Source organism: Cellulomonas sp. SG140 (genome assembly GCF_025770785.1).
Classification (GTDB): domain Bacteria; phylum Actinomycetota; class Actinomycetes; order Actinomycetales; family Cellulomonadaceae; genus Cellulomonas.
This window is the reverse complement of record NZ_JANZLA010000002.1, coordinates 196,562-214,408: the sequence shown is the minus strand read 5'-3', so window position 1 is coordinate 214,408 and position 17,847 is coordinate 196,562. Positions and strand designations below refer to the sequence as shown.

Here is a 17,847-nt window from a genome sequence, read left to right as displayed (position 1 = left end):
CCGTCAGCGGTCCACCCGCGCGCTCCCGCCGCCGGCCAGCTTGAGCACCTCGGCCTTGCTGGCCATCGTCGTGTCGCCCGGCGTGGTCATCGCCAGCGCGCCGTGCGCCGCGCCGTACTCGACGGCGGTCGCCAGCGGCTGACCGTCGAGCAGGCCGTACACCAGACCGGAGGCGAACGAGTCGCCGCCGCCGACCCGGTCGAGGATCTCCAGCCCCGGCCGGTGCGTGGCCCGCACCAGCCCCTCCTCGCGGGACCACGCGATCGCACCCCAGTCGTTCACCGTGGCGGACCGCACGGTGCGCAACGTCGTGGCGATGACGGCGAAGTTCGGGTACTGCGCACGGACCCGGTCGATCATCGCGCCGAACGCGTCGACGTCCAGCGCGGACAAGTTCTCGTCGACCCCCTCCACCTCGAACCCGAGGGCCGCGGTGAAGTCCTCCTCGTTGCCGATCATCACGTCCACGTGCCGGGCGATCTGGCGGTTGACCTGCTGCGCCCGCTCCTTGCCACCGATCGCCTTCCACAGGCTCGGCCGGTAGTTCAGGTCGTAGGAGACGACGGTGCTGTACCGGTGCGCCGCCTCGACGGCCGCCAGCGTGGTGGCCGCGCTCGTCTCGGACAGCGCCGCGTAGATGCCACCGGTGTGGAACCACCGCACGCCCAGCTCGCCGAACAGGTGGTCCCAGTCGACGTCCTGCGCGCGCAACTGGCTGGCCGCGGTCAGGCCCCGGTCGGAGACACCGACGGCGCCGCGCACGCCGAACCCGCGCTCGGTGAAGTTCAGCCCGTTGCGCACCGTGCGGCCCACGCCGTCGTACGGCATCCAGCGGATGAACGAGGTGTCCACACCGCCCTGGAGGATCAGGTCCTCCACCAGGCGCCCGACCTCGTTGTCCGCGAGCGCCGTCACCACGGCGGCCCGCAGCCCGAAGGCCCGGCGGAGGCCGCGGGCGACGTTGTACTCGCCACCGCCCTCCCACACCCGGAACTCGCGTGCGGTCCGGATGCGACCCTCGCCCGGGTCGAGCCGCAGCATCACCTCACCCAGGCTGACGGCGTCGTACCGGGTCTGCTCGGCGGGGCGGATGGTCAGGGCGGGCACGGGCACTCCTGCGGCTGGGTCGGTGCGCTGGTTCGGGCTGCGGGGCGGGCGGTTCGGCGTGGTCAGGGGCGCAGGCTCGACGCGAGCCGGACCGCCTCGGCGACGAGGTCACGCACCCCCGCGAGGTCGCCCGCGGCCACCCGGTCGCGCGGCACCATCCAGGAGCCGCCGACCGCCTTGACCGACGGCAGCGCCAGGTACTCGCCGAGGTTCTTCGGCCCGACGCCACCCGTGGGCACGAAGCCGATGCCGCCGAACGGCGCGGCCAGCGCGGCGATCGCCGCGGCACCGCCGGACGTGCCGGCCGGGAAGAACTTCACGGTGGTCAGTCCGAGCGCCAGCGCCGCCTGCACCTCCGTGGCGGTCACGGCGCCGGGCAGGGCGAGCACGCCGTGCTCCTGCGCTCGCTCGACGACCGCGCGGTCCGTGCCGGGCGAGACGACGTAGTGCGCACCGGCGGCGACCGCGGCGTCCACCTGCGCCGGTGTCAGCACCGTCCCGGCGCCCACCAGCACGTCCCCGCGATCGCTCATCGCGCGGATCGCCTCGGCGGCGGCCGCGGTGCGGAAGGTCACCTCGGCGACGGGCAGGCCGCCGTCGACCAGGGCCTGCGCGAGCGGGCCCGCCTGGGCGGCGTCGTCGATGACGACCACGGGCACCAGGCGGTGGGCGGAGAGCTGGTCGAGGATGGTCGGCACCGGGAGTCCGTTTCGCTAGTCGCAATGCCCATCGCGTGCAGCGAAACGAGTATGTCATGGCGGCGCGCGAGGGTGCACCGCTGCCGCGCGGCTCAGCCGAGGGGCAGCGCCAGGCCGGCCGGCAGGAGCGGCGGGAGCACCTCGCGGATCGTCGCGTACAGCTGCTCCACCCGCCGCTGGTCCATCCGCTCGCTGGGCACGGTGAGGCTGACGGCGCCGACGACTGCGGCGCGGGAACCGAGGCCGGCGGACGAGCCGGTCGCAGCACGGACAAGCGGGACGGCCACGCAGGAGATGCCGGGCTCGTTCTCCTCCTGCTCGACGGCGTAGCCGCGCGCGCGGGCACGCTCGAGCTCGTCCCACACGTGGTCGGCCTCGACCGCCTGCTCGGCAGAGCGGCCGGCGCCACCGGTCGGCCGCACGTACCCGTCGAGCGCCTCCCGGGACGTGCCGGAGTACGCCAGCATCGCCCTGCCCAGCGCCGTGGTGACCGCCCACCGCCGGCGGCCGACCGCGGACCACACCCGCACCGGGCGGTCCGGCTCGACCTTGTCCAGGTACACCACCTGCGCACCGGACAGCACCCCGAGGTGCACCAGCTCGTCGGTGGCCGAGCACAACGCCACCAGCGCGCCGTGCAGCAGGGACGGCAGGTTCGCCTCGTCGAGGAACCGGTCGGCGAGGGCGACCGCCGCCCGCCCGAGCCGGTACCGGCCCGTCTCGCCGTCCTGGTGGACGAACTGCCGGTGCCGGAGCGCACCGAGCGTGCGGTGCGCGGTGGTCTTGTGCATGCCGGTCGCCGTGGCGAGCTCCGCGAGGGTGGCACCGTCGGCACCGTGCGAGGCGAGCGCCTCCAGGAGGCGCAACGCGCGATCGACGCTCTCGAGGGGGGACGCCGCTCCGGCGTCCACGGCGGTGACCACGCGGTCAGCGTACGGGCGCGCCGGCACCCGCCCTCCTCACCGCACGGGCATCGGGTGCCCGCCGCTGGACAGGAACAGCGCCAGGATCACGGTCACCAGCGTCAACCAGCGCGTCATCCGGTTGCGCGGCACCTGGCTCAGCGCCGCCCATGCCACCGCGGTGTACCAGGCGAACACCCATGGGGCCACGAGGATCCAGGCGAACACCAGCACGAAGGGCCAGACGACCTCGCGGGGCTGGTCCCCCGCGATCCTCTGGTTGAGCAGCCACGCCACCACCAGGAGCGCCAGCGGCCACAGGAGGCTGATGCCGTGCATCATCGCCGCCTCGCTCACGCCGAGAGCCCGTCCGGTGATCTCGACCAGCCGCCACGGGGACGGCCACGTCACCAGCTGCAGCCCGTGCAGCAGCGGGCCGAGCGCACTGGTGCCGTAGAACGTGTACGGCAGCACCAGCGCGGCTGTCGCGGCCGCGGACATCCGCACCAGCCGGCCCCACTGCCGCCGCGCCGCCAGCGGCCACGCGAGGCCGAGGCCGATCAGCACCGCGGAGATCTTCACGCCGCTCCCGAGGCCCACCAGGACGCCGGCGAGCACGTCGCCCCAGCCGGACCGCAGCTTCCGCGCGACCTGGATCGCGCCCACGGCCGCGGCGGCGACCAGGGTGTCCAGGTGACCCCCACCGACCAGCGCGAGGATCAGCACCGGGTTCGCGGTCCAGAACAGCGTGGCGCGCACCGGGTCGTCGGACGTCCGCAGCAGGAGCACCCCGACGCCGAGGAAGACCAGCCCGTTCAGCACCATCCACGCCAGGACGGTCGTCGCGACGTCGCTGCCGCCGACCCAGGCGGCGAACGACTGCAGCAGCGTGGCGACGGGGCCGTACACGGACGGCTGGTTCTTCCACATCATGCCGACGGGGTCCAGGTACGCCGCCTCACCCCACGCGAGCGGGCTGGTGACGTACGGGTTGCCACCCTGCGCGGCGATGCGTCCGTACACCGCGTAGCTCGCCACGTCGGACGAGCCGACCGGCGTCAGGCACACCATGACGGCCACCACCACGGCCGAGGCGACGAGGAGGTGCCGGGGATCAGGTCGCCAGCCCTTGCTGTTCGCCCAGATCATCCCGGCCAGCCCCAGCCCGGCGAGGATCTCCGCGGCGTAGAGCATCAGGCTGGCCAGGACGGTGTGGCCCGACAGCGACGGCAGCAGGGACAGGGGCAGGTGCACGCCGATCGCCTCGGCGTTGGGAGCGGTCGCGCCGAGCAGCATCCCGAGCGCCAGGCCCGCACCGGCGAGCGACACCGCCACGCGGGGGTCGGACACCCAGCTGGCGGCCAGCGCCCGGACCAGGGTGTTCATCCGGCGCGCGACCGGACCCGGCGGTCGGTCCAGCGGACCGGGTGCGCCGGACCGGGTCCGCGCCAGCGCGGTAGCGGTGCGGCGCGGACTGCGGGTGGACGTACTGGTCACGCCGCACAACCTCCACGGGCGAGCGCCCGACCGCTGCTCCGGGCCCGGTCGCACGGCCGACGCCTCGGCGGGTGCGCCCGCCGAGAGCAGGTCAACGGGTGACGGTGCGCGGTGGTGCGCCTCCGTCGATGCCGCCGACCCTACGCGGTGCACCCGTGGAGCGGCACCGAAACGGTGCACATCGGCTCAGCCGTTGGTGACGGTGTACCAGATGCCGTAGGCGCCGGCCACGCACATCAGCACCGTGGTGGTCCAGCCGAGCACCGCCGCCAGCCGCCCGTTGGTGTACTCGCGCATGATCCGCCGGTCCCGGGAGATCAGCATCATCACCACCAGGAACGGGCCGGCCGCGATCCCGTTGAGGATGGCGCTGAGCACCAGCAGCCCGATCGGGTCGGAGCTGACCACGCTCATCAGGGTGCCGCCGACGATGCCGGCGGCGAGCACGACGTAGAACAGCGGCGCTCGTCGGGGGCTCCGCTCCAGGCCCCACTCCTGGTTCGCCAGGCCCGCGATCCCGGCGGCACCCGAGGCGGCCAGCACCGGGATGGCCAGCACCGCCGAGCCGACGAACCCGACGGCGAACAGCACCGTGGAGCCGGCGCCGGCGATGGGCGCGAGAGCCTTGGCCGCGTCCGCGGCGGTGCTCACGTGGGTGCCCGCCTTGCCGAGCGTCGCGGCCGTCGCGGTGATGATCGCGAACATGATCAGCTGCGAGAACGCCATCCCGGCGATCACATCGATCCGGCCGTTGCGCAGCTTGCGCCGGGCCGCGCTCGGCGTGCGGTCGGCCAGTCGCGGGGCCTTGTCGCCGCCGAGGTCCTCGGCACGCAGCTGCTCGACGCGCTGGGCGGTCTGCCAGAAGAACATGTAGGGCGAGATGGTGGTGCCGAGCACGGCCACCGTCAGGCCGAGGTAGTCCGGCGTGAGCTGGATGCTCATGCCGGCGAAGCCCCGCAGCACCTGCGCCCAGTCCACGTCGGCCACGAAGAGCACGCCGATGTAGACCAGCAGCACCAGGCACAACCACTTGAACACCCGGCCGATCAGCTCGAACGAGCCGGCCACCACGGCGCCCAGGATCGCGACGCCGGCCACCGCGCTCCAGACCGGCGCGGGACCCGCGTGCAGCAGCTGCATCCCCTGGCCGATCGCCATCAGGTCGGCGGCCACGTTGACGACGTTCGCGACGATCAACGCCACCAGCAGCACGCCGATCACGAGCCGCAGCGAGCGCGGGAACTTGCGTCGGATCAGCTTGCCGAAGCTGTCCCCGGTGGCCTGCGCCATCCGGTCGCAGATCTCCTGCGTGGCCGCCATCAGGGGGAACGTCACGATCGACGTCCACAGCATGCTGTAGCGGAACGTCGCACCGGCCTGGGCGTAGGTGGCGATGCCGGACGGGTCGTCGTCCGCCGCTCCCGTGACCAGCCCCGGACCGAGCACCCCGAAGAACCGCGCGACCGGGGACCGACGCTTGCCGTGGCTGCCCGGCTCCTCCGGGGTGCCGACGTCGAGCTGAGGCGGCACGTCCTGCGAGTGTGGACGGGTCTGGCTCACTGTTGCCTCCGCGATCGACCGGTCGCCCCCTTGGGGCTCGATGCTAAGTCGGCACCGCCGAGGTCGCTCGGTGAGGAGATGCGCAGGTCAGAGCACGTACGCATGCCCGGCTGGGGTGTCCGCCCCGCTGCCCCGGCGGGGCTCGCGTGCGCCAGCAGGTAGGCTGGGGCCACCCGGCGTACTCCTGCGCCTCGCGTCGACGAACGCTCCCTGCGGCACCCGGTGCCCAGACGCGGATCGACGGCGAACCGCCCCCGGCTGCCGCCGGGGTGCGCGTGTCCCGCACGGTCCCCATCAGCGCGTCGCAGCGCCCCTCTCGTGAAAGCAGTCCATGTCCTCCTCCTTCGACGCCCTCGGCGTCCCCGCCCGCCTCGTCTCCGTCCTGCACGCGCAGGGCATCGACGAGCCGTTCCCCATCCAGCGCGACACCCTCCCCGACACGCTCGCCGGCCGGGACGTGCTCGGCCGCGGCCGCACCGGTAGCGGCAAGACGCTCGCGTTCGCCCTTCCCGTGGTCGCCCGGCTGGCGTCCGCAGGGACCAGGGCGAGGGCGGGGCACCCGACCGCGCTCGTGCTGGCGCCCACCCGTGAGCTCGCCACCCAGATCGCGGCGACGTTCGAGCCGCTGCTCGCCGCGACGGGCCACACCGTGACCACCGTCTTCGGCGGCGTCTCGCAGCACCGGCAGGTCCAGGCCCTGCAGGCCGGCGTCGACGTGGTGGTCGCGTGCCCTGGGCGCCTCGAGGACCTGATGAGGCAGGGCCACGTCCGGCTCAGCGCGGTCCGCGTCACCGTGCTCGACGAGGCGGACCACATGGCCGACCTCGGCTTCCTCCCGGCTGTCACCCGCATCCTCGCCGCCACGCCGGCCGGCGGTCAGCGGCTGCTGTTCTCCGCGACGCTGGACAACGGCGTGGACAAGCTGGTCCGTCGCTTCCTCTCCTCCCCCACCACCCACTCGGTCGACGACGCGACCAACGCGGTGGAGCTGCTGGAGCACGCGGTGTTCGGCGTGCCCGACGCCGATGCGAAGAAGCGGCTGGTCGAGGCGCTGGCCTCCGGTGAGGAGCGCACCATCCTGTTCGTGCGCACCAAGCACGTCGCCAAGCGCCTGGCGAAGCAGCTGACCGCCGACGGCATCCCCGCGGTGGACCTGCAGGGCAACCTGTCCCAGGCGGCCCGCGACCGGAACCTGGCGGCCTTCCGCAGCGGCGAGGTACGCGTGCTGGTGGCCACCGACGTGGCGGCCCGCGGCGTGCACGTCGACGACGTGCCGCTCGTGGTGCACGTCGACCCGCCGACGGAGCACAAGGCCTACCTGCACCGGTCCGGACGGACCGCACGCGCGGGCGCGGCCGGCACGGTCGTGACCGTCACGCTGCCCGAGCAGCGGCACGACGTGGCCACGCTGCTGCGCCGGGCTGCCGTGCACGCCCCGCTGCAGGCCGTGACCGCCGACTCGCCGCAGGTGCGCGCGCTGGTCGGCGAGCCCGCCGCGCGCGTGCACCGTCCGGCGCCGTCCGTCCAGCCCGCCGCACCGCGTTCCGGCGCGGCGCCGACGGGGCGGGGTTCCCGACGACGCCGCGGCTCTGCCGCATCGGGTGCGGACCCTCGCGGCGGCCGGACGACGGCATCGGCTGCCGGCGCGCAGGACCGGCCGGTCGGTGGCACGACAGCCACGGGCCGTCCGGCACCGCGCGCCGCGGCTACCGGCGGAGCAGCTGCGCACTCGACCGGCGGAGCGGCTGCGTTCTCGGCCGGCGGCGCGCGGCGGGGTCGGCGCAGCGGGAGCCGCTGAGCGCCGACGTCGCGGCGGTCGCGAACCCGTCCACCGGTGTCGCGGCCGACGACTCGCGACGGGCGACCGCACGCCGAGGGGCCTGGCCCGGCCGTTCTGACGTCGGACGGCGCGCCCGGCGCATCCGCTCAGAGCGGTCCGCCGGGCCGCCGCTCCACCAGCGCTTCGAGGACCTGCACCGCCACGTCGCTCAGGTCGGAGCGGCCGTCCCGAGCCGCCGCGATCAGCATGGCGAAGGCGGCAGACGCGTCGCAGTGCTTCGTCGCCATGATCGCGCCGATCGCCTGGTCGATGGACGCCTGCGCGGCCAGGGCGTCCTCCAGGGCGTGGCGCCGTCCGTTCGCCTCGCGCAGGTCCAGGCAGAGGTCGACGACCCGGCCGAGCTGCTGCGCGTAGACGTCGGCACGGACCAGGCTGTCCCGGTCCCACGGCCCGGGTCCCGGTCGGTAGACGTTCACCGCGACGGCCGCCTCGCTGCGCAGGTGCACCGGGAAGCCCCCGGAGGACCGGAAGCCTGCGGCACGGGCCGTGCGCGTCCACGCCGGCCACCGGTCCTCGGCGTCGAGGTCGTCGACCAGCATCACCAGACCGGTCTCGAGGGCGTCGAGGCAGGGCCCCTCGTCGACGGCGAGCTCGACCTCGTCGCACGCCGCCGCGAGCGGGTCGCTGCTGGCCGAGCGCCGCACGCCCCCCTCGAGCCGCAGCATCACGCTGCACGACGCCTGCCCACCCAGCACCACGGCGGCGCCGGACGTGAACGCCCCCAGCTGCTCGTCGAGCAGGTCGTAGAGCTGCTGGTCGACCGGCCTGCGCTCGTCGTCCATCCGCTCACCTCGCAGCCTCGGGCGCCTCGACGGTGCCGGTCGGGGTGGTCGGATTCGAACCGGCGACCTTCCGCTCCCAAAGCGGACGCGCTACCAACCTGCGCCACACCCCGTCACGCCGGACGGCGTCCCGCGCAGGGACCAGCGTAGAGGTGATCCGGCGGGAATCTTTGCGCGGGTCTCCCGGTTGCGGTTAGCGTCATGGCGTCGCGGACCAGGTCGACCTCCGATCGGAGGCCTGGCACCCGCCCGAGCGAGGGAGGCAGATCGGCGTGCAGCACGCTCCGACCGCCCTCGCCGTGCGCCCGTCCGGGCGCGCCCGCGCGGCCTCGTCGGCCCGCACCTGTCGCTGTCGGTAGAGCGCTGGCTGCCTCCTGCCCGACGGCGGGAACCCGGACCACCCGGTCGGCCAGCGCTCGCCTCGTCGGACGACCCTCGCCCCTGCTGCTGTGGCCGACGCCGCGTGCACCGCGCAGGCTCGGGGTGAACGTCCTGCCCGGCCCGTGCCTCCACCAGAACCGACGAAGAGGAACCATGTCCCGCATCTACGACGACGCCACGCAGCTCATCGGCAACACCCCGCTGGTCCGCATCACCAAGATCACGGACGGCGCCCCCGCGCAGATCGTCGGCAAGCTCGAGTTCTACAACCCCGCCAGCTCCGTCAAGGACCGCATCGGCGTCGCCATCGTCGACGCCGCCGAGCAGTCCGGCGAGCTGCAGCCGGGCGGCACGATCGTCGAGGCGACCAGCGGCAACACCGGGATCGCGCTCGCGTTCGTGGGTGCGGCGCGCGGCTACCACGTGGTCCTGACGATGCCCGAGACCATGTCCAAGGAACGCCGCGCCCTGCTGCGCGCGTACGGCGCCGAGCTGATCCTCACGCCGGGCTCCGAGGGTATGAAGGGCGCCGTCAACAAGGCGAACGAGATCGCCGCCGAGCGTCCGGGCGCCGTCCTGGCCCGCCAGTTCGCCAACGCCGCCAACCCGGCGATCCACCGCCGCACCACCGCGGAGGAGATCTGGGCCGACACAGACGGCGAGGTCGACATCCTGGTCGCGGGCATCGGCACGGGCGGCACCATCACCGGCGTCGGCCAGGTGCTCAAGGAGCGCAAGCCCGACGTGCAGATCATCGGCGTGGAGCCCAAGGAGTCCCCGATCCTCAACGGCGGCGAGCCCGGTCCGCACAAGATCCAGGGCCTGGGCGCCAACTTCGTGCCCGAGGTGCTCGACACCTCGGTGTACGACGAGGTGATCGACATCGACGGCGACACGGCGATCGCCTACGCCCGCCGCGCCGCCAAGGAGGAGGGCCTGCTCGTCGGCATCTCCTCCGGTGCCGCGATCGCCGCGGCGATCCAGGTCGCCAACCGTCCGGAGAACAAGGGGAAGCTGATCGTCACGATCATCCCCAGCTTCGGCGAGCGGTACCTGTCCACCGTGCTGTACGCCGACCTGCTCGACTGAGCCGGGTCTTCCGTTCACTGCTCGTCCCCACCCGTCCGACCGATCCATCGGGAGCCTGTCCATGACCGCACTGCTCGGCAGCCACGGCGCACCACCGACCGTTGCTCGAGGTGCTCCGAGAGGACCTCGAGGCCGCGCACCAGCACGACCCCGCGGCACGCAGCCGGCTCGAGGTGGCGCTCGGCTATCCGGGCGTGCACGCCGTGTGGGTCTACCGTCTCGCGCACCGGATGTGGCAGGAGCCTGGGCTGCGGCTCGCCGCGCGGCTCCTCTCGCAGGCGGCCCGCGCGGCCACCGGCGTGGAGATCCACCCCGGCGCCCGCATCGGACGCCGGCTGTTCATCGACCACGGCATGGGCGTGGTGGTCGGGGAGACCGCCGAGGTGGGCGACGACGTCGTGCTGTTCCACGGCTCCACGCTGGGCGGCAAGACGATGCGGCACGGCAAGCGGCACCCCACGCTGGGTGACGGCGTGGTGGTCGGAGCGGGCGCCAAGGTGCTCGGGCCCGTGTGGATCGGCGACGGAGCGCAGATCGGAGCGAACGCCGTGGTGGTGCACGACGTGCCGGCCGGTGCGATCGCCGTCGGCGTGCCGGCGCAGGTCCGGCTGCCCAAGGTGGCGCACAGCTTCGACCCCGAGGTCGACGACCCGGCGATCTACATCTGACGGACCACCGAGCCGGGCGCCGTGCTGACCGGTGCGGGCCGTAGCCTGACCGGCACGGACGCCGCGACGGCGCGGCGACGTCGGACCATCGGAGGTTCCCGTGCGGCTCGGCTACCACACCGGCTACTGGTCGGCCGGACCTCCGCAGGGCGCGCAGCAGGCGGTGCTGACCGCAGAGCGGCTCGGCTTCGACTCGGTGTGGACGGCGGAGGCCTACGGGTCGGACGCGTTCACACCGCTCGCGTGGTGGGGTGCCGCCACGAGCCGCATCCGGCTGGGCACCGCCGTCGCGCAGATCTCCGCCCGCACCCCGACCGCCACAGCGATGGCCGCCCTCACGCTCGACCACCTGTCCGGCGGCCGGTTCGTGCTGGGCCTCGGCGTGTCCGGCCCCCAGGTGGTGGAGGGCTGGTACGGGCAGCCGTACCCCAAGCCGCTGGCTCGGACCCGCGAGTTCGTCGCCGTGGTGCGCCAGGTGCTGGCCCGCGAGGCCCCGGTGACGTTCGACGGCGAGTTCTACCGTCTGCCCCTGCCGGCGGACCAGGGCATGGGCCTCGGCAAGCCGCTGCGCTCGACGGTGCACCCGCTGCGCGCCGACCTGCCCATCCACCTCGCGGCGGAGGGCCCCCGCAACATCGCGCTGACCGCCGAGATCGCCGACGGGTGGCTGCCGCTGTTCTACGCCCCGCGGCTCGACGACGAGTTCCGCCAGCTGCTCGACGACGGCTTCGCGCGCCGCCTCGCCGGCTCCAGCCCCCGCGAGCGCTTCGAGGTGACGGCGACCGTGCCGGCGGTGCTGGGCGCGGACGTCGAGCAGGCGGCCGACGCCGTGCGGCCGTTCATCGCGCTGTACGCGGGTGGCATGGGCGCCCGTGGCGCCAACTACCACCGGGACGCGCTGGCGCGGCTCGGGTACGCCGAGGCGCTGGACGAGATCGCGGCGCACTTCCTCGCCGGGGACCGCGCCCGTGCCGCCGCTGCGGTGCCGACCGAGCTGGTGCGGGACGTCGCGCTGGTGGGCACCCCGGACGACCTGCGCGACCAGCTGGCGGCCTGGCAGCGCACCGCGGTGACGACGATGCTGCTGCAGACCGATCCGCGCGACCTCCCGCGGGTCGCCCAGGCTCTCGGGGCCACGGCGAGCGCGGCTGCCAACGGCTCTCGGGACGCCTAGCGAGGCGGCGACGGGGCGTCCGTCAGCCCCGCTCCGCCGCGTCGTCGAACGCGTCCTCGTCGGGCCACCACAACGCGCGGCGCAGGGCCACGCGCGTGCCGTCCGCGACCAGCGGGGTGCCCTCGGCGCGCAGCCGGTCGAGCGCCTCGGTGGCGTGCCGCGCCGGCGGCGACCCGGCGGCATTGACCACCCGCCACCACGGCACTCCCCCACCGGCGTGCGCCAACACCTGACCGACCTGCCGGGGGCCGCCCCGGCCGAGCCGGTCCCGCAGCACCTCGGCCACGCTGCCGTAGGTGACCGCGCGGCCCGCCGGTACGGCGGCGACCAGGTCGAGCACCTGCTCCAGGTAGTCGTCGTCCATCGCTCAGGCCCGCTGCACCAGCACCAACGCCCGGTCGTCGTCCTCCTGGCGGCGCGCCGCCGCGAGCACCGCGTCGGCCCCGCCACGTCCCGTGGACACCAGCTGCTCCAGGACGCCGAGCAGCCGGTCGATGCCCTGGTCCAGGTCGCCGCCGCGGGTCTCCACCAGGCCGTCCGTGTACAGCAGCAGCGCGTCACCGGGCTGCAGGGTGCCGGTGCGGGCCTGGCACCGGAAGTCCGGCGTCACCCCGAGGACCGGTGCACCGACGGTGTCGACCACGCTGACCCGCCCCGACCCGGCGTGCAGCTGCACCGGGGGCAGGTGGCCGGCGGTGGCCACCTGGTAGGCCCCGGTGCGCAGGTCCAGCGCCAGGTGCGCGGCGGTCGCGAACCCGTCGTCCCAGCCCTGCCCGAGGAGGTAGGAGTTCGCCGCCGGCAGGAAGTCGGCCGGTGCCATCGCGCCGAGCAGCCCCGCCAGCGCGCCCGACAGCTGCAAGGACCGCACCCCGACGGCCTGACCCTTGCCGGAGACGTCGACCAGCACCACCTCGAGGACGTCGTCGGCGGGCGCCCGCGCGACGACGAAGTCCCCCGAGAACGCGTCCTGGTGGGCCGACCGCACCACGGCGTCGACGCGCCAGCCGGCCGGCAGCGGTGGGATGTGACCGTTCGCCTCGAGCCGGTCCCGCAGGTCCACCAGCATCAGGCCGCTCGGCGCGCCCTGCAGACCGAGCCGCTCGCGGCTGCGCCCGAAGATCAGCACCGCGCCCACGGCCGCGGCGAGCACCACGATCGTGCCCGGCGTCATCGTCCCCGAGCCCATCGCCCACAGCGTCATCGCCAGCACGCTGACCAGGGCGGCGACCACCACCAGGGCGAGCCAGCGCAGCACGAACACCGCGACCAGCAGCAGGAGCAGGAAGGCCGAGGGCGCCACCCACTCCGGTCGGTCCCACATGCCGAGGGCCAGCAGCACCGCGAGCGCCGCCAGCACCACCCCGGGGACGGCCTGCGGCCGCCGGGCCCAGCGACCGAGGCTGCGCTCGAGCGCGCCGGAGCCACCGGATGCGACCCGGCCCGGCGCGGGTCGGCCGGAGACGCGAGCGGTCCGCCCGCCCGGCCCGTCGTCGCCGGCGCGCCGGTCGGGGCTGCTCGTCATGCGCGAAGGCTAACCGCGAGCACCGACGGTGGCCCGACGATCCGCCGGTCGAGCAGCAAAGACGGTGCAGCCGCAGCGGCGCGCCCGGCAGCATGGGCACCATGACGACGCTGCCCCACGGCTACCGCACGGTCGAGATCGGCGAGGACCGCAAGGAGGAGTTCCGGGCGGTGGACCGGTTGGCCTTCGCCTGGCCCCCGGACCCCGAGGTCGACGCGCAGGTGCCGTTCACGGTTCCCTTCGACCGGGCGATGGCGGTGGAGGGGCCGGGCGGCCGGCTGGCGGCGGTGCACGGCTCGTACCCCTTCACGCTCCCGGTCCCGGGCGGCGCGGTGCCCTGCGCCGGTCTCACCTGGGTCGGGGTGCGTCCCGACGAGCGCAGGCGCGGCCTGCTGACGTCGATGATCGCCACCCACGTCGAGAGGGCCCAGGGTCGCCGCGAACCCGTGTCGGCGCTGTTCGCGGCCGAGCAGGGCATCTACGGCCGGTTCGGCTACGGCTGCGCGGCGGACGCGGTCCGGCTGACGCTCCCCCGCCGGGCCGCGCTGCGTCCAGTCCCGGGATCGGAGGCCCTGACGGTCGAGCTCGCCACGGCGGACGCCGACCTGCACGAGGACCTCGTCGACCGGCTGCACGTCGCGGCAGGTGCAGGCAGGCCGGGCTGGGTGGTGCGCAGCACGCCCGCCCTGCGCCGGCGCATCCTGGTCGACCCGCCGCAGTGGCGCGCCGGTGGCGAGCCGATGCAGCTGGCGACCGTGCGCGCGCCGGGTGGCGAGCCTCGCGGCTTCGCGCTGCTGCGCCGGACGCCCCGCTGGACCGAGGCGGGGCCGGAGTTCTCCGTGGAGGTGCTCGCTGCCGTCGCGCTGGACGCACCGGCGACGCACCGGCTGTGGTCGTTCCTCCTCGACCTGGACCTCACCGCGACGGTGAGCACGCCGAAGCTCGCCGTCGACGACGCTCTCCTGTCGCTGCTCGTCGACCAGCGGCCCGGGCACCCCCGGCTGGAGGACAACCTCTGGGTGCGGCTCCTCGACCTGCCCGCCGCGCTGGCCGGACGTCGTTACCTCGCGCCCCTCGACACCGTCCTCGAGGTGACCGACGCCCTGGTTCCCGCGAATGCCGGTCGGTGGCGGCTGCGCTCGCACAGCCCGGACGACCAGGGGACGTGGGCGCTCGCCGTCGAGCGCACCGACCAGGAGGTGCAGCTACGGGCGGACGTCCGTGAGCTGGGCGCCGCCTACCTCGGCGGACGGTCCCTGGCCGGCCTCGTCGCCGCCGGGCTGGTCGAGGAGCGCACGTCGGGTGCCGGCGTGCGCGCCGCCGCGGCGTTCGGGTGGCCGGTCGCGCCGTTGTGCAGCTGGACCTTCTGAGCCGGGGTCAGCCGCGGTCGCGCTCGTACTGCGCGAGCTGGTCGATGCGGCGCTGGTGCCGCGGGTCGCGCGAGAACGGCTCGTCCACGAACAGCGTGACCAGCGCGAGGGCGTCGTCCACGGAGTGCTGACGTGCGCCGATCGCCACCACGTTGGCGTCGTTGTGCTGACGCGCCAGGCGGGCCGTGTCCTCGTTCCAGGCCAGGGCCGCGCGGACGCCGGTGACCTTGTTGGCGGCGATCTGCTCACCGTTGCCCGAGCCGCCGATCACCACCCCGAGCGACCCCGGGTCGGCGACCACGGCCTCACCGGCCTCGAAGCAGAAGGACGGGTAGTCGTCCTGCGGGTCGTACGTGTGCGCGCCGTGGTCCACGACCTCGTGGCCGGCCGCGCTCAGGTGCTCGACGACCGCGTTCTTCAGCTCGAAGCCGGCGTGGTCGGAGGCGACGTGGATGCGCATGGCGTCATCCTGCCAGCCCGGTGCGCCGCCCGACCGACCGCGTCCGCCGTCCCGTCGGTGCCGGTCCGTAGGCTGGCGCCCATGACCCGTAGCGGCATCGACGTCACCGCCCTCGACCCGGCCACCCGTCCCGCGGACGACCTGTTCGCCCACGTGAACGGGCGCTGGATCGCCTCCCACACCATCCCGGCCGACCGGGCGTCCGACGGCGTGCTCCGCGCGCTGCGCGACCGCTCCGAGGAGCAGGTCCGCGACATCATCACCGAGCTCGGCGAGCAGGTCGCCGCCGGCCAGCAGCAGGACGAGGACGCCGCGAAGGTCGGCGCCGCCTTCGCCAGCTTCATGGACACCGAGGCGATCGAGGCCGCCGGGCTGGCACCGCTGCGCACCGACCTGGCGCTGATCGAGCAGGCGAGCACCCAGGCGGAGCTGACCGGGGCGCTCGGCGCCCTGCAGCGCACGGGTGCCGGCGGCGCCGTCGCGTTCTTCGTCGACAACGACGCCAAGAACCCCGACCGCTACGTCGTGCACCTGACGCAGTCCGGTCTCGGCCTGCCGGACGAGGCCTACTACCGCGACCCCCAGTACGCCACCTTCCTCGAGGCGTACCGCCCGCACGTCGCCCGCATGCTGCTGCTCGGCGGCGTCGCGTCCGACCAGGCGGATGCGGACGAGCGCGCCGCCCGGGTGGTCGCCCTCGAGACGGCGCTCGCGGCGCACCACTGGGACGTCGTCAAGGACCGTGACGCGGAGCTGACCTACAACGCCACGACGCTCGCCGATCTCGCCGACGACGCCCCGCAGTTCGACTGGCACGCGTGGGCCCGCGCGCTCGGTGCGCCGGAGGGCTCGATGGACGACCTGGTGATCCGCGAGCCGGACTTCGCGCGCGGCTTCGCCGGCCTGTGGGAGACGGAACCGCTGGCGGACTGGAAGGACTGGATGGCGTTCCACGCCGTCAGCGCCCGCGCCGCCTTCCTCACCGACGAGCTGAGCCAGGCGAACTTCGACTTCTACGGCCGCACGCTGACCGGCGCCCAGGAGCAGCGCGAGCGCTGGAAGCGCGGCGTCTCGTTCGTCGAGGGCGTGCTGGGGGAGGCGGTGGGCAAGCAGTACGTCGCCCGGCACTTCCCGCCCGAGCACAAGGCCCGGATGGACGCCCTGGTGGGCCACCTGGTCGAGGCGTACCGGGAGTCCATCTCGAGCCTGGAGTGGATGGGGGCGGAGACCCGCGCCAAGGCCCTGGCCAAGCTCGACGCGTTCACCCCGAAGATCGGCTACCCGGTGCGGTGGCGGGACTACTCGGACCTCGTCGTGCGCGCTGACGACCTGCTGGGCAACGTCCGTCGGGCGTCCGCCTTCGAGCAGGACTGGGAGCTGGGCAAGATCGGCAAGCCGATCGACCGCGACGAGTGGTTCATGACGCCGCAGACGGTCAACGCCTACTACAACCCCGGGATGAACGAGATCGTGTTCCCGGCCGCGATCCTGCAGCCGCCGTTCTTCGACGCGGACGCGGACGACGCGGTGAACTACGGCGGCATCGGCGCGGTGATCGGCCACGAGATCGGCCACGGGTTCGACGACCAGGGCAGCAAGTACGACGGCACCGGGCGGCTCGCCGACTGGTGGACGGCGGAGGACCGGGCGGAGTTCGAGGCGCGGACCAAGGCCCTGGTCGACCAGTACGACGGGTACTCCCCCGCCCAGCTGGACGGCAGCCACCACGTCAACGGCGCCCTGACGATCGGCGAGAACATCGGCGACCTCGGCGGCATGGCGATCGCGCTGAAGGCCTACCGGATCGCGCTCGGCCGGCCGCTGGACGGGGCTCCCGTGATCGACGGGCTCACCGGGGTGCAGCGGGTGCTGATCGGGTGGGCGCAGGCGTGGCGGTCCAAGGGCCGCGACGCCGAGGTGATCCGACGACTGGCGGTCGACCCGCACAGCCCCGAGCAGTTCCGCTGCAACGGCGTCGTGCGCAACCTCGACGCGTTCTACGAGGCCTTCGACGTCCAGCCGGGCGACGGCCTGTACCTGCCGCCGGAGGAGCGCGTCAGCATCTGGTGACGGGGCGGGGCCGGTCCGCGGACTAGCCCTTGCCCTTGCCCTTGTGGCCCGGCGGGCCGGCCGCCGGGCCACCGCTCGTCACGTTGGACGCGGTGGTCGCGGACGGTGCGGGCGTGGCGGACGGTGCGGTGCCCTGCGGGAGGAGCGTGAGGGACTCGCGTGCCAGCCGGAAGCCGACGCCCCGCGCGTCGGTGCAGGTAACCCCGTCCGTCGCGCTGGTGCACGTCCGTCCGCCGAGCGTGCTCGAGCTGCCGTAGGGCAGCGCCGGGACGTCCTCGCCCGCGGGTCGGGGGGCGGGTCCCGTCTCGCAGGGGGTGGCTACACCGTTGGCGTCGAGCACGACCGTGTGCCCGACGGTGCCGGTGCACCCGGCGACCGGCGGCACGGTGAACGTCGCGTTGGCGATGGTGCACGTCGCCGAGTCGGCGGTCAGCGTGCAGGCGATGTTGCCGCTCGGCAGCCGGAAGTGCGCCGGTCCCGACGACGCCGAGGCGCTCGGCGCGGGCGAGGTGGAACCGCCCACCGAGCTGCCGGTCGTGGCAGCGGAGCCGGTCCGGGCCGCGCGGTTGACCCCCGTGACCACGAGCGCGATGACCAGGGCACCGACCAGCACCGCGTCCACGGCCACGAGGATGCGGATCAGCCGGTTCTGGTCCGGACGCCCGGCGCTCACCGCACGCACCTGGTTGTGTGACGGACGCACCTGGTCCGGGCACCGACGGGCGTC

16 protein-coding genes and 1 tRNA gene are annotated in these 17,847 nt (G+C 74.3%); 6 read left to right on the top strand and 11 right to left on the bottom strand.

Going from position 1 to position 17,847, the window contains the following annotated elements; genetic code table 11:
• Window positions 1–3: 3 nt before the first annotated feature.
• The 5 genes from N0B34_RS04830 to N0B34_RS04810 form a co-directional block, all read right to left on the bottom strand.
• Window positions 4–1,107 (bottom strand): sugar kinase, encoded by a 1,104-nt coding sequence (locus tag N0B34_RS04830; RefSeq protein WP_263730170.1) that lies wholly within the window; start codon window positions 1,105–1,107, stop codon window positions 4–6.
• Between the two features lie 62 nt (window positions 1,108–1,169).
• Entirely contained in the window at window positions 1,170–1,805 is a 636-nt protein-coding gene (gene eda, locus N0B34_RS04825) for a bifunctional 4-hydroxy-2-oxoglutarate aldolase/2-dehydro-3-deoxy-phosphogluconate aldolase (RefSeq protein ID WP_263730169.1), read from the bottom strand.
• 92 nt (window positions 1,806–1,897) lie between these two features.
• Window positions 1,898–2,728: an IclR family transcriptional regulator gene (locus tag N0B34_RS04820; RefSeq protein WP_263730168.1), complete on the bottom strand. Its 831-nt coding sequence runs from the start codon at window positions 2,726–2,728 to the stop codon at window positions 1,898–1,900.
• 36 nt (window positions 2,729–2,764) lie between these two features.
• Window positions 2,765–4,204, bottom strand: a complete 1,440-nt coding sequence (locus N0B34_RS04815; protein WP_263730167.1) for a hypothetical protein — start codon at window positions 4,202–4,204, stop codon at window positions 2,765–2,767.
• 186 nt (window positions 4,205–4,390) lie between these two features.
• Window positions 4,391–5,764: an NRAMP family divalent metal transporter gene (locus tag N0B34_RS04810; protein WP_263730166.1), complete on the bottom strand. Its 1,374-nt coding sequence runs from the start codon at window positions 5,762–5,764 to the stop codon at window positions 4,391–4,393.
• A gap of 331 nt (window positions 5,765–6,095) precedes the next feature.
• Here N0B34_RS04810 and N0B34_RS04805 point away from each other — a divergent pair, with 331 nt between their 5' ends.
• Window positions 6,096–7,562, top strand: coding sequence for a DEAD/DEAH box helicase (locus N0B34_RS04805; protein ID WP_263730165.1), 1,467 nt, complete (start codon window positions 6,096–6,098; stop codon window positions 7,560–7,562).
• A 128-nt stretch (window positions 7,563–7,690) separates the two neighbouring features.
• Here the strand turns inward: N0B34_RS04805 and N0B34_RS04800 are convergent, their stop codons facing one another.
• The gene (locus tag N0B34_RS04800) at window positions 7,691–8,386 is read right to left on the bottom strand and encodes a GAF domain-containing protein (protein ID WP_263730164.1); all 696 of its coding nucleotides are present in this window, start codon (window positions 8,384–8,386) and stop codon (window positions 7,691–7,693) included.
• 39 nt (window positions 8,387–8,425) lie between these two features.
• Window positions 8,426–8,499 (bottom strand) — tRNA-Pro (locus tag N0B34_RS04795).
• A 421-nt stretch (window positions 8,500–8,920) separates the two neighbouring features.
• Here N0B34_RS04795 and cysK point away from each other — a divergent pair.
• From cysK to N0B34_RS04780, 3 genes are all read left to right on the top strand, one after another.
• Window positions 8,921–9,856 (top strand): cysteine synthase A, encoded by a 936-nt coding sequence (cysK, locus tag N0B34_RS04790; protein ID WP_263730163.1) that lies wholly within the window; start codon window positions 8,921–8,923, stop codon window positions 9,854–9,856.
• A gap of 101 nt (window positions 9,857–9,957) precedes the next feature.
• A complete protein-coding gene (epsC, locus tag N0B34_RS04785) occupies window positions 9,958–10,524 on the top strand; it encodes a serine O-acetyltransferase EpsC (protein ID WP_263730162.1) in 567 nt (188 codons plus the stop codon).
• A gap of 100 nt (window positions 10,525–10,624) precedes the next feature.
• Window positions 10,625–11,698, top strand: a complete 1,074-nt coding sequence (locus N0B34_RS04780; RefSeq protein ID WP_263730161.1) for an LLM class F420-dependent oxidoreductase — start codon at window positions 10,625–10,627, stop codon at window positions 11,696–11,698.
• Between the two features lie 22 nt (window positions 11,699–11,720).
• Here the strand turns inward: N0B34_RS04780 and N0B34_RS04775 are convergent, their stop codons facing one another.
• Together N0B34_RS04775 and N0B34_RS04770 are read right to left on the bottom strand one after the other, a co-directional pair.
• Window positions 11,721–12,062, bottom strand: coding sequence for an MGMT family protein (locus N0B34_RS04775; protein ID WP_263730160.1), 342 nt, complete (start codon window positions 12,060–12,062; stop codon window positions 11,721–11,723).
• Window positions 12,063–12,065: 3 nt separating this feature from the next.
• A complete protein-coding gene (locus tag N0B34_RS04770; protein WP_263730159.1) occupies window positions 12,066–13,220 on the bottom strand; it encodes a PP2C family protein-serine/threonine phosphatase in 1,155 nt (384 codons plus the stop codon).
• Window positions 13,221–13,321: 101 nt separating this feature from the next.
• Here N0B34_RS04770 and N0B34_RS04765 point away from each other — a divergent pair, with 101 nt between their 5' ends.
• A complete protein-coding gene (locus tag N0B34_RS04765) occupies window positions 13,322–14,590 on the top strand; it encodes a GNAT family N-acetyltransferase (protein WP_263730158.1) in 1,269 nt (422 codons plus the stop codon).
• Window positions 14,591–14,597: 7 nt separating this feature from the next.
• Here N0B34_RS04765 and N0B34_RS04760 read toward each other — a convergent pair whose 3' ends face one another.
• On the bottom strand, window positions 14,598–15,050 hold the full coding sequence (locus N0B34_RS04760) for a ribose-5-phosphate isomerase (protein ID WP_263730157.1): 453 nt from the start codon (window positions 15,048–15,050) through the stop codon (window positions 14,598–14,600).
• A gap of 81 nt (window positions 15,051–15,131) precedes the next feature.
• Here N0B34_RS04760 and N0B34_RS04755 point away from each other — a divergent pair, with 81 nt between their 5' ends.
• Window positions 15,132–17,120 (top strand): M13 family metallopeptidase, encoded by a 1,989-nt coding sequence (locus N0B34_RS04755; RefSeq protein ID WP_263730156.1) that lies wholly within the window; start codon window positions 15,132–15,134, stop codon window positions 17,118–17,120.
• A 22-nt stretch (window positions 17,121–17,142) separates the two neighbouring features.
• On the opposite strand, the gene N0B34_RS04750 is transcribed toward N0B34_RS04755, so the two are convergent.
• On the bottom strand, window positions 17,143–17,793 hold the full coding sequence (locus tag N0B34_RS04750; protein WP_263730155.1) for a hypothetical protein: 651 nt from the start codon (window positions 17,791–17,793) through the stop codon (window positions 17,143–17,145).
• Window positions 17,794–17,847 lie beyond the last annotated feature (54 nt).

Coding starts and splice junctions, on each gene's coding strand:
- cysK (WP_263730163.1), top strand. CDS start 8,921: ATGTCCCGCATCTACGACGACGCCACGCAGCTCATCGGCAACACCCCG.
- N0B34_RS04800 (WP_263730164.1), bottom strand. CDS start 8,386: ATGGACGACGAGCGCAGGCCGGTCGACCAGCAGCTCTACGACCTGCTC.
- N0B34_RS04765 (WP_263730158.1), top strand. CDS start 13,322: ATGACGACGCTGCCCCACGGCTACCGCACGGTCGAGATCGGCGAGGAC.
- N0B34_RS04805 (WP_263730165.1), top strand. CDS start 6,096: ATGTCCTCCTCCTTCGACGCCCTCGGCGTCCCCGCCCGCCTCGTCTCC.
- N0B34_RS04760 (WP_263730157.1), bottom strand. CDS start 15,050: ATGCGCATCCACGTCGCCTCCGACCACGCCGGCTTCGAGCTGAAGAAC.
- N0B34_RS04770 (WP_263730159.1), bottom strand. CDS start 13,220: ATGACGAGCAGCCCCGACCGGCGCGCCGGCGACGACGGGCCGGGCGGG.
- N0B34_RS04775 (WP_263730160.1), bottom strand. CDS start 12,062: ATGGACGACGACTACCTGGAGCAGGTGCTCGACCTGGTCGCCGCCGTA.
- N0B34_RS04755 (WP_263730156.1), top strand. CDS start 15,132: ATGACCCGTAGCGGCATCGACGTCACCGCCCTCGACCCGGCCACCCGT.